Origin of the sequence: Pseudonocardia hierapolitana, from assembly GCF_007994075.1 — a bacterium.
Taxonomy (GTDB): domain Bacteria; phylum Actinomycetota; class Actinomycetes; order Mycobacteriales; family Pseudonocardiaceae; genus Pseudonocardia; species Pseudonocardia hierapolitana.
Genome location: NZ_VIWU01000001.1, coordinates 6,052,483 through 6,064,647 on the forward strand (window position 1 = coordinate 6,052,483; position 12,165 = coordinate 6,064,647).

A 12,165-nucleotide genomic window follows, 5' to 3' on the forward strand; every position below is an offset into this window, starting at 1 on the left:
TGCCCTCAGCGGCCCGGGTTACACCTCCACCAGCACCGTGAACGGGCCGTCGTTGACCGACTCGACCGCCATCATGGCGCCGAACACGCCCGTGGCGACGGGGGCGCCACGCTCGCGCAGTGCCGCCACCACCGCCTCGACCAGCGGCTCCGCCTGTTCCGGCGGGGCGGCTGCCGACCACGACGGGCGCCTGCCCTTGCGGGTTTCCCCGTAGAGCGTGAATTGGCTCACCACGAGCAGCGGGGCGCCCGCATCGGCACACGACAACTCGCCGGGCAGGACCCGCAGCTCGTGCAGCTTGCGGGCCATCACGGGTGCGGCGGCCACGGTGTCGTCCCGGTGCACGCCGAGCAGCACGAGCAGGCCGGGGCCGGTGATCTCGCCGACCACCTCGCCGTCCACCCGTACAGCGGCCCGCGTCACCCGCGCGGCGACGGCCCTCACGCCGGCACCAGCACGCCGTGCCGGACGAACTCGCGCACGGCCGGCAGCGTCGCGGCCACCAGCTCGTCGGCCGGCCGGTCGTGCGCGACGGCGAGCAGCTCCACGAGCTCCCCGAGCGCGAGCGCGCCCTGGCAACCGGCCAGCAGCGCGGCGGCGGGGCCGTCGACCTCGTGGCGCCAGCGCGGGCCGTCCGACCGGGCGACGGCGGCACCGACCTCGGTCCACCCCTCTGCGCCGGGCTCGGCGTAGGTCTCCAGCACCACCGACGGCGCCACCGTCAGCGGCGCGGCGAGCAGCGCGTCGTCGCGGGCGTGGGCGCGCAGCCAGTCGACGCGGTCCAGCCAGCCCGCGGTCTCCGGGCCCAGCGGGTCGGCGACGTCCCCGAGCAGGTCCTCGAACACGACGGTCGGTTCCCCGTCCGTTCGCCGGAGGGTGAGGAACCCGAACCCGACGGCCTCGACGCGCTCGCGCTCCATCCAGTCCAGCCACGCGCCCGCCTGGGCGCGTACCTCCGGTGAGGTGAGGTCGAGGCCTGCGTCGCGCTGCCACGTCCCGACGTGCAGCGCCGGATCGGACACCTCGCGCTGCACGATCCACGCGTCGACGCCCGGCGGCAGCCAGGACCGCACGCGGTCGGGCCAGTCCTCGCCGCGCACGTGCAGCCACGAGCCGAGCAGCTGCGCCACACCGCCGGGTTCCAGGTGGCCGGGCAGGGCGCGCAGCAGCGCCGCGAGCGCCGCGTCACCGTCCTGTCCCGAGTCGCGGTAGACGTAGTCCACGCGTGCGGGCCCCGGCACGAACGGCGGGTTGGAGACGATCTGGTCGAACCGGCGGCCGGCCACCGGCTCCAGCCACGGCCCGTCGAGCAGCTCGACGTCGATTCCGCGAAGAGCGGGTGCGTTCAGCGCGAACGTCGCACCGGCCATCGCGAGCGCCCGCGGCGCAACGTCCGTGGCCGTCATGGCCCGGGCGTGCCGGCTCGCGTGCAGGGCCTGCACGCCGCAGCCGGTGCCGAGGTCGAGCAGCGAGCCGACCGGACGCCGGACCGTGGCGGCGGCGAGCGTCAGTGACGCGCCGCCCACCCCGGTGACGTGGTCGCGCTCCTGCCGGCGGGCGTCGAGGTCGGACAGCACCCACCAGTCGCCGTCCTCGTCGCCGTACGGGCGAAGGTCCAGCGCCGCCCGCCAGCCGCCATCCGACGGCGTGAGCAGGCCCGCCGCCACCGCATCGGCGGGCGCGAGCGGGGCGAGCGCGGCCACGACGGCCGGTTCCGGCTCGCTGACGCCGAGCAGCAGCAGCCGCACGAGCACGCCGAGCTCCCCGCCGTCGCGGCTGGCGCGGAAGGCGGGCTCGATCTCGCCGCGCCCGAGTGCGGCGTGCGCGGACGGGCCGAGCAGCTCGCGCACGCCGTCCGTGGTGTAGCGGGCGCGCAGGAGCGCCGTGCGCAGCGCCGACGCGGCGCCGGGGGAGAGATGGGGAAGCACCGCAACAGTCTCGCCTGCCGCCCGCACGCCCGATCCAGGGCGCCACCTGTGCCCTGACGCGCCCGCGTCCAAACGCGGATCGGGCGTGGCGTCCGCCTCAATCCCGGCGCCGCGGGATTCCGCGGGGGGAAGCAGTGGGTTGCACCGCCCGGCACGGCCGTCACGACGTCGACGTCGCTGAGAATGTGTTCGAGAAGCGCGGAGCGGGCCGCCCAGGGCGGCCGGGACCTGCTTGCTCGATCACCGGCGTCTGCGGCCCACATGCGGGCTTCTCAGACACATTCTTCCCCGCGGCCGGTGCCGCTCCCCGCACGCGCGCTTCCGAAGCGCTCCCCGAAAGGCTCCCCCCTTGCGGCTGCAACTGCCGCCGATGTTCCGCGCACTCCGTCACCGCAACTACCGGTTGTGGGCGGCATCGGACCTCGTCTCCTCCACCGGCACCTGGATGCAGGTGCTCGGACTGAACTGGCTGGTCCTCGAGTCCACGGGCTCGGCGACCGCGGTCGGTCTCACGATCCTGTTCCAGGCCGTGCCGATGCTGGTGCTCGGCTCGTGGTCGGGTGCACTGGCCGACCGGCTGCCGCTGCGGCCGATGGTCCTCGCCACCCAGAGCCTGCACCTGCTGCTGGCGGCGACGCTCGGCGTGATCGCCCTGACCGGCGCGTCCACCACCTCGATCTACGCCATCGCCGTCCTGACCGGTCTCGTCTCGGCGCTGGACGGGCCGCCGATGGGCAAGCTCGCGGCCCAGGTCGTCGGACCTGCCGACCTGGGCAACGCGCTCGCCCTCGGCAGCATCTTCAACTCGACGGGCCGCATCCTCGGCATGAGCCTCGGCGGCGTGCTCGCCGGCCTCGGCGGCGCGGCGCTCCTCTTCGGCGTGAACGCCCTCAGCTTCCTCGCCGTGATCGCCGCCGTACTCGCCATCCGTCCGAACACCCTGCACCCGATGGAGGTCAGTCCACCGCAGCGCAGCGGGATGCTGGCCGGTTTCCGCTACCTGCGGGGCGAGAGCAGGCTGCTGGTGCTGTTCGCACTCGGTTTCGTCCTCTCCAGCGTCGGCCGCAACTACCAGGTGACGATGGCCGCGATGAGCACCGGCCCGCTGCAGGCCGGGGCGGCCGGGTTCGGCCTGCTGTCCACGGTGTTCGCGGTGGGTACCGTCATCGGCGGGCTGCTCGCCGCCCAGTGCCGCGAGCTGGGTGTCCGCGTGCTGCTGGGCGCCGCCCTCGTCACGAGCGCGTTGCAGTTCGTCAGCGGGCTGTCGGCAGGCCTGCTGCTGTTCGCCGCGGTCATCCTGCCGATCGCGGCGGGCGCGGTGGTCATCGACACCGCGATGGGCACGCGGGTGCAGCTCGACAGCGCCGACGACATGCGTGGGCGCGTGCTGGCGGCGCAGAGCAGCGTGTCGGCGGCCGCCGGGGCGCTCGGTGGCCCGCTGGTGGGCTGGATGTCGGAGACCATGGGCGTGGCGACGGCGCTCCAGGTGTCCGGAGTCGTCGCGCTGCTGGCCACCGTCGCGGCACTCGCCGCACTCGTCAGGATCCGCGATGCGCGGCGATCGGCACGGCCCGCGCCGGTCACGCCGCGGGAGAGCGGCGACGAGCCCGTGCCCGCGCTCACCTGAGGGGCCTGCGGGGCGTGTGTGCCGCAGCCGGGGGGTGTTCGGCGGCGCTACTCTCCCGTTGTGGCCCTCTGTCTCGCCCAGGACGCCGACGCCGACGCGCTGCTCGACCGCGACCCACTCGCACTGCTGATCGGCATGCTGCTGGACCAGCAGTTCCCCATGGAGCGGGCGTTCGCGGGCCCGGGCCTGATCGCCCAGCGGCTCGGCGTCACCGAGCTCGACGCCCGCGAGCTCGCCGCGTACGACCCGGAGGCGCTCGTCCAGATCTTCCGCGGCCCGCCCGCCGTGCACCGCTACCCGGGTTCGATGGCCGCACGGGTGCAGGCGCTCGCCGCCGCGATCGTCGAGCACTACGACGGCGACGCCTCCCGGATCTGGAGCGGCGTCGACGACGGTCGCGAGCTGTTCCGCCGGCTCAACGAGCTCCCCGGCTTCGGCACGCAGAAGGCGCAGATCTTCACCGCCCTGCTGGGCAAGCAGCGTGGCGTCACGCCTGCGGGATGGCGGGAGGCCGCGGGCGGATACGGCGAGGAGGGCGTGCACCGCTCGGTGGCCGACGTCGTCGACGCCGCGTCCCTCGCCCAGGTCCGCGAGTACAAGCAGGCCAAGAAGGCTGCCGCGAAGGCGGGAGGCTGAGTGCATCGGGTGCCCGCAGCCCGCCGGGACACGCGGGTGATCGATCCCGACCAGGTGTGCGACGCCGCGGCCGTCCTGGCCGACGCCGCGCAGCTCCAGCACTCGGCTGCGGTGCTCGACGCGCTGGGTGACGTCAACCGGCTCAGCATCCTGCTCGCGCTGCACCACGCGGGCGACCTGTGCGTCTCCGACCTCGCGTTCGCCGTCGGCATGAGCGACAGCGCCGTGTCGCACGCGCTGCGGCTGCTGCGTGCGCACGGGATGGTCAGCGCCCACCGGCAGGGCAGGCTCGTGCGCTACCGGGTCACCGGCGGGCTCACCACCCGGCTTCTGGACGTGGTGTCCGAGGGCGTCGTCGGCGACGTCGTGCTGCATGCCCACGGAGACGCCCACCGCTAGAACGCCTGCTCGTGGACGATTGAAGGACTGTTCAGGCTTGCAGGTGGTCGCGGACCCGGCTTAGGGTCCGCCGGTGCACATCGCCGAGGGGTACCTGCCGCCGTTGCACGCCCTGGCCTGGACGGCCGTGGCTGCCCCGTTCGTCGTGCACGGGGCGCGCGCCGTGGTCCGGCAGGTCCGTGAGGAGCCCGAGACCCGGTTGCTGCTCGGTGCGGCCGGTGCGTTCACGTTCGTGCTCTCGGCGCTGAAGCTCCCGTCCGTCACGGGTTCCAGCTCGCATCCGACGGGCACGGGTCTCGGCGCGATCCTGTTCCGACCACCCGTGATGGCGCTGCTCGGCACGATCGTGCTGACCTTCCAGGCGCTGCTGCTCGCCCACGGCGGGATCACCACCCTCGGCGCCAACGCCTTCTCGATGGCGGTGGTCGGGCCGTGGGTCGCCTACGCCGTGTACGCGCTGGTCCGGCGCATCGGCGGCGGGCTCTCGGTCGCGGTGTTCCTCGCCGCGGCGCTGGCCGACCTCGCCACCTACTGCACCACCGCAGTCCAGCTCGCCCTCGCCCATTCGGACGCCGCGTCCGGCGTGGCGGGCGCGCTCGCCGAGTTCCTCGCGATCTTCGCCGTCACGCAGATCCCGCTCGCCGTGAGCGAGGGCCTGCTGACCGTGCTGGTCGTGCGCCTGCTCACCCGCGTCAGCCCGGCAGAGCTCGCCCGGCTCGGCGTCCGACCGGCCCGCCAGGAGGTCTGAGTGTCCCGGTTCAGCCTGGTCAACTGGTTGCTCGTGCTGGGTGTCGTGCTGCTCGCGGCGGTGCCGATCGTCATCGGCAGCGACACCGAGTTCGCCGGCGCCGACGGAGTGGCCGTCGAGCGCATCGACGAGACCGACTACCGGCCGTGGTTCGCCCCGCTGTTCGAGCCGTCGGCGGAGACGGCGTCCGGCCTGTTCGCGCTGCAGGCGGCGATCGGCGGGGGCGTGCTCGGCTACGTGTTCGGGGTGGCGCGCACCCGCCGCCGGAACGCGCGGCGGCCGGCCGACCCCCCGGCCTGATGCCCGCGCTCGACGCGCTGGCCTGCACCGGGCCGTGGCGCCACCGGCACCCGGGGGAGAAGGCGGCGCTCGCGTTCGGCCTGCTCTGCTGCGCCGTCGCGTTGCCGCCGTGGCCGGGTGCCCTCGTCGTCGGGGTGGCGGCGCTGGCGCTGTTGCTCGGCCCGGCGGGCCTCGGGCCGCGCCGGCTGGTGCGGGCCGTGCGGGGCCCGCTGGTGTTCGTCGTGGTGGGCGCGTTGCCGTTGCTGTTCTCGGTGGGCGGCCCGACGCTCGTGCGGCTCGATCCCGCCGGCGCGGGCGCGGCGCTCGCGCTCGCAGGCCGCGCCACCGCCGCGCTGCTGTGCCTGCTGCTCTTCGCGGCCACCACCCCGGTCGCCGACGCCCTGCCCCGGCTGGTCCGGCTCGGGGTGCCGCCGGCCGTCGTCGACGTGGCGGGGCTGGTCTACCGGCTGCTGTTCCTGCTCCTCGACCGGATCGCCGCGGTGCGCGCCGCGCAGGCGGGGCGGCTCGGGTTCCGCGACGTGCGCACCACGTTCCGATCGGTTGCCGGGCAGGCGGGAGCGGTGTTCGTGAGCGCGTTCGACCGCGCACGGCGGATGGAACACGGCCTCGCCCTGCGCGGCGAGCCGGGGTCGTTGCGGGTGATGCTGCCCCCACAGCGGCTCTCGCGACGGTTCCTCGCGGGAACCGGGCTGCTGCTCGCGGCGGTCGTCACCGTCTCGCTGGTGCTCGCGTGACACCCCCGGTCCTCGAGGCCCGCGGCCTGCACTTCGGCTACGAGCCCGGCCGTCCCGTCCTCACCGGCGCCGACCTCGAGCTGCACGCGGGTCGGCGCGTCGCGGTCCTCGGCCCGAACGGCGGGGGCAAGACCACGCTCTTCCGGCTGCTCGCCGGGGCGCTCGTGCCGGACGCGGGCGAGGTGCTGCTCGACGGTGTTCCGGTGCGGCACACCCGGGCCGGCCGGACCGCGCTGCGCACGCAGGTGCAGCTCGTGCTGCAGGACCCCGACGACCAGCTCTTCGCCGCCACCGTGGCCCAGGACGTGTCGTTCGGGCCCGTCAACATGGGTCTGGACGACGCCGCGGTGCACGCGCGCGTGGACGCCGCCCTCGCCGCGCTCGACCTCACCGCCCTTGCGGACCGGCCCCCGCACCTGCTCTCGTTCGGGCAGAAGAAGCGGGTGGCGATCGCGGGCGCCGTCGCGATGGCGCCCCGGCTCCTGGTGCTCGACGAACCGACGGCGGGCCTCGACCCCGCGGGCGTCGAGGCGCTGCTGGACACCCTCGCCGCGCTCGAGGTGGGCGGTACGACGCCGGTGCTCTCCACCCATGACGTCGACCTCGCCCACCGCTGGGCCGCCGACGTCGCCGTGGTCGCGGACGGGTGGGTGCGGACCGGCCCGGTGGACGACCTGCTCGGCGACCCGGAGCTGCTGCGGAGCGCGCGGCTCGGGCCCGCCTGGGCGCCGGGCGTGCACCGGCTGTTGCGCGCCGCGGGATCGGACGCCCGCCCCCGCAGCGCCGCCGAGCTGCACGCCCTGCTCGCCGGGCAGATGGCGAAACGGGCACCCGGGTAAGGCAGACGCGACCGCACCCGAGTGGCACGATGGGACGTGTAGGGCGCCACCGGCGCCAGAGGGAGAGTCGTGGCAGATCCGCAGCGCGCAGCCGACCCGGTGCTCATCACCGACGCGGCTCTCTCCTACGAGGAGGAGCTCGCCGTCCGGAAGCGCCGCTACAAGATCATGATGGGGATGCGGATCCCGTTCATGGTCCTCGCCGCCGCCTTCTACGAGATCCCGTGGCTCGCGGTCACCCTGCTCGTGCTGTCGATCCCGCTCCCGTGGGTGGCCGTGCTCGTCGCCAACGACCGGCTGCCGAAGAAGACGGAGAAGACCAACAGCTACCGGCCCGACCGGCGCCAGATCGAGCAGCGCGAGCACCCCGTCATCGACGGCCAGGGGCACTAGCACGCTTCAACCGCGGTTGAAGCGTCCGGCGGCTACGTTCGGCCCGTGACGGGAGAGGCCGAACTGGCGCGGATCGGGTCGCTGCTCGCCGACCGGACGCGCGTCGCGATGGTGCTGGCGCTGCTCAGCGGCCGCCCGATGTCGGCGTCCGCACTGGCCGACGCCGCGGGGGCGTCCGCGTCGCTCGCGAGCGCGCACCTGCGCAAGCTCGTCGACGGCGGGCTGCTCGTCGTCGAGCCGGCCGGCCGGCAGCGGCTGTTCCGACTGGCGAACGCGGTGGCGGACGCCGTCGAAGCGCTGCTGCTGCTCGCGCCGCCGGAACGGGTGACATCGCTGCGGGCGGCCGTCCGCGGGCAGAACCTGCGCCGGGCCCGGATGTGCTACGACCACCTGGCGGGCACGATGGGCGTCGCCCTCGCCGAGGCGCTGGCCGACCGCGGCGTGCTCGTCCCGGACGCTCACGGCTACACCCTCACCCCGGCGGCCCCGGCCGTGCTGGCACAGATCGGCGTACGGATCGAGCGGCTCGAACACCGGCGCCGCCCGCTGGCCCGCGCCTGCATGGACTGGAGCGAGCGCCGCCACCACCTGGCGGGCAGCCTCGGCGCGGCGGTCACGAGCCGGCTGATCGAGCTGGACTGGCTGCGCCTGTCCGAGGCGAGCCGGGTGGTGCGCATGACGGCGCAGGGTCAGCGGGGCCTCGGCGACTGGTTGCAGGTCGACCTGGCGGGTGCGTCGTGAGGGCCGACGAGATCGACGTGGTGGCGTTCGACGTCTTCGGCACCAGCGTCGACTGGTGGACCGGGATCACCCGCCGGATCACGGAGATCGCCACCGCGCTCGTCCGAGCTCGCCCGGACGTACAAGCCCGATCCCGCCGTATACCGGACCGCGGCCGGCCTGCTCGGCGTCGAACCGGCGCGGATGCTGATGGTCGCCTGCCACGGCTGGGACATCACGGGGGCGAGGAACGCCGGGCTGCGCACCGCGTTCCTCGAACGCCCGGGGGAGAAGGGCCCGGACAGGGCCGCCGACCGCCCCGCCGACACCCCGTCCGACCTGGCGGTCAGCAGCGTCGACGAGCTGGCGACGGCGTTGGGCTGCTGACGGGCCGCGCGCCCAGCCGTCCCACCGCCGCCGCGCCCGCTGCACAGCCCGCTTCCAGGGCGGCCGCCGGGGCCGACCCGCCGAGCCACGCGACGAGCACCCCCGCGTCGAAGGCGTCTCCCGCCCCCGTCGGGTCCACCACGTCGGCGTGCGGTGGCTCCGCGGTCCACGTCCCGCGGCGGTCGGTCCACCGTGCGGTCCGCGGCCCGTCCGTCGCCGCGACCGCCCCGACCACGTCGCGCAGCTCGTCGACGCCCCCGAGCGCGGCCAGCTCCGCCGCGTTGGGCAGCAGCAGGTCGACGCCGCGCACGTCGTCGAGGAACGCGGGCCCGAGTGCGGGCGCGACCTGCGGGTCGACGGATGTGCTCACCCCGGCGGCCCGGGCCTGCGCGAGGGCCGCCCGGGCCGCCGCCCGGGACGCCGGGTCGACGAGGACGTAGCCCGACAGATGGAGATGGTCGGCCTCCTCGAAGGACGGCAGGTCGGCGGGCGCGAGCCGGCGGGCGGCGCCGCGGTCGGAGAGCATCGTGCGGTCGCCGTCGGTGAGCAGCACGACCACCGTGCAGGTCGGGTCGTCGCGGTCGATCGTGGCGGCGAGGCGCACGCCGGCCGCTCGCAGGTCGTCGACGGCGGTGCGCCCGGCCGGGTCGTCACCGACCCGCGCGACGAGCGTGACGTCCGCACCGAGATGGGCGAGCCACGCGGCGGTGTTGGCACCAGCCCCGCCCGCGCGCATGCGGATCCGGGCGGGCACGTCCGCCCCCGGGACGGCGGGCGAGCGGGGTTCGACGAGGACGTCGACCGCGACGTCGCCCACCACCACGATCCGAGGTGGCGTCATGCGCTGAGCGCCGCCGCCACCTGCGCGGCGAGCTCGGCGTTGGCCAGCACGAGGGCCAGGTTCGACTTCAGGCTCGCGCCGCCGCTGCCGGTGTGGAAGTGCTCGAGCAGTACCGGCGTGACGTCCTTGCCGGTGACCCCGCGCGACGCGATCAGCGCGAGGCCCTCGTCGAGCAGCCGGTCGTGCAGCACGCCGTCGAGCTCGGCGTCGGCCGGCACCGGCTGCGCGAGCACGGCGCCCGACGTCCCACCCAGGGCGCGGTGTGCCTGCCACACGGCTGCGGCCTCGGCAGGCGTGTCCACGCGCCACAGCACCGGATGGCCGGAGTCGCGCCGGTAGAAGCCGGGGAAGGCATCGGTGCGGTAGCCGACGACCGGCACGGACTCGGTCTCGAGTACCTCCAGGGTGGCCGGCACGTCGAGGATCGACTTCACGCCCGAGCAGACGACGAGCACGGGTGTGGCGGCGAGCGCGGCCAGGTCGGCCGACACGTCCCAGCTCTCCCGGGCGCCGCGGTGCACGCCGCCCAGGCCGCCCGTTGCGAACACCTGCACGCCGGCGGCGTGCGCGAGCGCGGCCGTGGCCGCCACCGTCGTGGCCCCGTCCCGGCGCAGACCCACCGCCGCGCCCAGATCGCGGACCGACAGCTTCGCCAGGCCACCCGCGCACACGCGGTCCAGCTCGGCCGCGGTCAGACCGACCCGGGCCACCCCGTCGAGGACGGCGACGGTGGCGGGGACGGCGCCGTGGGCGCGGACGGCGGTGTCGAGGTCCTCCGCGGCCGCGCGGTTCTGCGGCGCCGGGAGGCCGTGGGCGAGCAGCGTGCTCTCCAGGGCCACCACCGGGCGGCCGTCTGCGATGGCATCGGCGACCTCGGGTGAGGTCTGCAACGGATCACGTGGGGAGACGGGAACGGGCACGTGGGGCATCATGGACGACATGGCCACGCAGGTTCTGCCCGACGTCGACACCCGGCCCGAGGGCACGGACACCACGGGCGACGACACGCCGAAGATGTTCCACTACGTGAAGAAGGCCAAGATCGCGGAGAGCGCGGTGCTCGGCAACATGGTGGTGGCGCTCTGCGGCGAGACGTTCCCCGTCACCCGCTCACCGAAGCCCGGCTCGCCCGTGTGCCCGGAGTGCAAGAAGATCTTCGACACCTTCCGCAAGGACGACGGCAATGACGGTGGCGGAGACTGAGCGGCCACGCTGTTGACTGACCACCCCGCCGGGGTACCCGGCAACATGCCGTCCGCTGCCCGGGTACCCCTGCGCAGCGCGGTCCGCGCCTGGGTCTACGACCGCGTGATCGCCGGGATGACGGCCACCTGGTACCGGCAGGTGCTGGCGCGGCTACCGCACGGTGCCCGCATGCTCGACGTCGGCATCGGCACCGGAGCGGCGCTGGCGCGGTGCGCCGACGTCGTGCGGGCCAAGGAACTCACCGTCGTCGGCCTCGACATCGACCGCGACTACCTCGCGTGCTGCCAGGCCGCGGTCCGGCGGGCCGGCCTCACCGGCCACGTCTCCCCGGTTCTGGGGTCGGTCTACGACCACCGCGGCGGCCCCTACGACGCCGTCTACTTCAGCGCCAGCCTGATGCTGCTCCCCGATCCGGCCGCCGCCATCGCGCACGTGGCGACGCTGCTCGTGCCGAACGGGCGGCTGTTCAGCACGCAGACGTTCCACCACCGCCGATCCGCGCTCCTGGAGTGGGCGAAGCCGCTGGCCCAGCACGTCACCACGATCCACTTCGGTCGGGTCACCTACGAGCACGAGTTCCGCAAGGCCTTCGCCGACGCGGGGGTCGAGCTCGAGGAGCTGACCACGATGCGCGGCACGCGGCACTCGTCCTACCGGCTCGCGGTCGCCCGGGTGCCCGACGCGGCGTAGTTCACGTCCGAGCACGCTCGATGTCGGGGGTCCGGTACTCGTCCTCCGGGATGTCGGCGAGCCGCGACGGACGCAGCTGCGCTCCCAGCCCGTAGAACCGCTGGAAGCTCATGATGAGCGGGCGCCACCGGTCCGGGTCGATGCGGTTCGCCGATCCCGGGGTGCGGATGTCGTCGTGCACCCAGACGCGGACGACGCGCACCTCGAAGCACGACGCGTTCCCCCTGCCGATCCCGTGCGAGGCCTCGACGACGGCCTCCATCGCGACCGGGCACTCCGCGGCCCGCGGCGCCGACACCACGTCGGACGGCACCGGGGTGAGGCCGGCCCGAGCGAACTTCTCGGCGAGGTGGCGGTAGCCGCGGTGCTGTTTGCGCTGCGGGACGGGGTCGGCGCCAGTGGTGAGCGCGAGCCGGTCGACGGCGTCGGCCTGGTCCGCGGACGGCAGGTTGAGCACGCATTCGCCGGTGCGCAGGAGGTTCTCCGTCGTCCTGGACGTGCCGTCCAGACCGAGGATGCCGCGCCAGCCCAGCCAGAAGGCCGACGACATGGGAGCGAGGTTCGCCGACCCGTCGGCGTTGGTCGTAGAGATCAGAACGACCGGCGTGCCGAGGTAGAGGATGCCCGGCTCGATCGCGGTGTGGCCGACCGGTGGAGCCGCTGTCGTCGTCATGCACTCCACACTGGCGAGGGAGCGCGGTCGATTCTGGCGGGAAT

16 protein-coding genes and 1 pseudogene are annotated in these 12,165 nt (G+C 74.7%); 12 read left to right on the plus strand and 5 right to left on the minus strand.

Features of this window, described 5'->3' with window-relative positions:
* Positions 1-18: 18 nt before the first annotated feature.
* Both dtd and FHX44_RS28885 read right to left on the minus strand, forming a co-directional pair.
* Entirely contained in the window at positions 19-444 is a 426-nt protein-coding gene (dtd, locus tag FHX44_RS28880; RefSeq protein ID WP_147258671.1) for a D-aminoacyl-tRNA deacylase, read from the minus strand.
* Positions 441-1,928: a DUF7782 domain-containing protein gene (locus tag FHX44_RS28885; protein WP_147258672.1), complete on the minus strand. Its 1,488-nt coding sequence runs from the start codon at positions 1,926-1,928 to the stop codon at positions 441-443. The genes dtd and FHX44_RS28885 overlap by 4 nt, the downstream gene beginning before the upstream one ends.
* 349 nt (positions 1,929-2,277) lie before the next feature.
* Between FHX44_RS28885 and FHX44_RS28890 the strand changes: the two genes are divergently transcribed.
* The 10 genes and pseudogenes from FHX44_RS28890 to FHX44_RS28935 form a co-directional block, all read left to right on the plus strand.
* Positions 2,278-3,555 carry an MFS transporter gene (locus FHX44_RS28890; RefSeq protein WP_246170644.1) on the plus strand — a complete coding sequence of 426 codons (1,278 nt, stop codon included), beginning with the start codon at positions 2,278-2,280 and terminating at the stop codon, positions 3,553-3,555.
* A gap of 60 nt (positions 3,556-3,615) precedes the next feature.
* A complete protein-coding gene (locus FHX44_RS28895; RefSeq protein WP_147258673.1) occupies positions 3,616-4,191 on the plus strand; it encodes an HhH-GPD-type base excision DNA repair protein in 576 nt (191 codons plus the stop codon).
* 36 nt (positions 4,192-4,227) lie between these two features.
* A complete protein-coding gene (locus tag FHX44_RS28900; protein WP_246170645.1) occupies positions 4,228-4,590 on the plus strand; it encodes an ArsR/SmtB family transcription factor in 363 nt (120 codons plus the stop codon).
* Between the two features lie 73 nt (positions 4,591-4,663).
* Positions 4,664-5,338, plus strand: coding sequence for an energy-coupling factor ABC transporter permease (locus FHX44_RS28905; protein ID WP_147258675.1), 675 nt, complete (start codon positions 4,664-4,666; stop codon positions 5,336-5,338).
* The gene (locus FHX44_RS28910; protein WP_147258676.1) at positions 5,339-5,638 is read left to right on the plus strand and encodes an energy-coupling factor ABC transporter substrate-binding protein; all 300 of its coding nucleotides are present in this window, start codon (positions 5,339-5,341) and stop codon (positions 5,636-5,638) included.
* Complete coding sequence (gene cbiQ, locus FHX44_RS28915) at positions 5,638-6,372, plus strand: cobalt ECF transporter T component CbiQ (protein ID WP_147258677.1); 735 nt, start codon at positions 5,638-5,640, stop codon at positions 6,370-6,372. The genes FHX44_RS28910 and cbiQ overlap by 1 nt, the downstream gene beginning before the upstream one ends.
* Positions 6,369-7,211 (plus strand): energy-coupling factor ABC transporter ATP-binding protein, encoded by an 843-nt coding sequence (locus tag FHX44_RS28920; RefSeq protein WP_147258678.1) that lies wholly within the window; start codon positions 6,369-6,371, stop codon positions 7,209-7,211. The genes cbiQ and FHX44_RS28920 overlap by 4 nt, the downstream gene beginning before the upstream one ends.
* 69 nt (positions 7,212-7,280) lie before the next feature.
* On the plus strand, positions 7,281-7,604 hold the full coding sequence (locus FHX44_RS28925; RefSeq protein ID WP_147258679.1) for a DUF3099 domain-containing protein: 324 nt from the start codon (positions 7,281-7,283) through the stop codon (positions 7,602-7,604).
* A 45-nt stretch (positions 7,605-7,649) separates the two neighbouring features.
* Complete coding sequence (locus FHX44_RS28930; RefSeq protein WP_212612692.1) at positions 7,650-8,345, plus strand: ArsR/SmtB family transcription factor; 696 nt, start codon at positions 7,650-7,652, stop codon at positions 8,343-8,345.
* Between the two features lie 135 nt (positions 8,346-8,480).
* Positions 8,481-8,711 (plus strand): annotated as a pseudogene (locus tag FHX44_RS28935) (HAD hydrolase-like protein); the annotation flags it as partial.
* Here the strand turns inward: FHX44_RS28935 and FHX44_RS28940 are convergent.
* Complete coding sequence (locus FHX44_RS28940; RefSeq protein ID WP_147258681.1) at positions 8,671-9,552, minus strand: carbohydrate kinase family protein; 882 nt, start codon at positions 9,550-9,552, stop codon at positions 8,671-8,673. The pseudogene FHX44_RS28935 and the gene FHX44_RS28940 sit on opposite strands and share 41 nt — an antisense overlap.
* Positions 9,549-10,481 (minus strand): pseudouridine-5'-phosphate glycosidase, encoded by a 933-nt coding sequence (locus FHX44_RS28945; RefSeq protein ID WP_246171011.1) that lies wholly within the window; start codon positions 10,479-10,481, stop codon positions 9,549-9,551. The genes FHX44_RS28940 and FHX44_RS28945 overlap by 4 nt, the downstream gene beginning before the upstream one ends.
* Positions 10,482-10,491: 10 nt before the next feature.
* Here FHX44_RS28945 and FHX44_RS28950 point away from each other — a divergent pair, with 10 nt between their 5' ends.
* Both FHX44_RS28950 and FHX44_RS28955 read left to right on the plus strand, forming a co-directional pair.
* On the plus strand, positions 10,492-10,755 hold the full coding sequence (locus FHX44_RS28950) for a DUF3039 domain-containing protein (RefSeq protein ID WP_147258682.1): 264 nt from the start codon (positions 10,492-10,494) through the stop codon (positions 10,753-10,755).
* Between the two features lie 12 nt (positions 10,756-10,767).
* The gene (locus FHX44_RS28955) at positions 10,768-11,448 is read left to right on the plus strand and encodes a class I SAM-dependent methyltransferase (protein ID WP_212612693.1); all 681 of its coding nucleotides are present in this window, start codon (positions 10,768-10,770) and stop codon (positions 11,446-11,448) included.
* A 1-nt stretch (position 11,449) separates the two neighbouring features.
* Here the strand turns inward: FHX44_RS28955 and FHX44_RS28960 are convergent, their stop codons facing one another.
* Complete coding sequence (locus FHX44_RS28960) at positions 11,450-12,121, minus strand: flavin reductase family protein (protein WP_147258683.1); 672 nt, start codon at positions 12,119-12,121, stop codon at positions 11,450-11,452.
* Positions 12,122-12,165 lie beyond the last annotated feature (44 nt).

Excerpts from the sequence above, each read along its gene's own strand:
- FHX44_RS28945 (WP_246171011.1), bottom strand. The coding sequence starts at position 10,481 with ATGCCCCACGTGCCCGTTCCCGTCTCCCCACGTGATCCGTTGCAGACC.
- FHX44_RS28940 (WP_147258681.1), bottom strand. The coding sequence starts at position 9,552 with ATGACGCCACCTCGGATCGTGGTGGTGGGCGACGTCGCGGTCGACGTC.
- FHX44_RS28960 (WP_147258683.1), bottom strand. The coding sequence starts at position 12,121 with ATGACGACGACAGCGGCTCCACCGGTCGGCCACACCGCGATCGAGCCG.
- cbiQ (WP_147258677.1), top strand. The coding sequence starts at position 5,638 with ATGCCCGCGCTCGACGCGCTGGCCTGCACCGGGCCGTGGCGCCACCGG.
- FHX44_RS28950 (WP_147258682.1), top strand. The coding sequence starts at position 10,492 with ATGGCCACGCAGGTTCTGCCCGACGTCGACACCCGGCCCGAGGGCACG.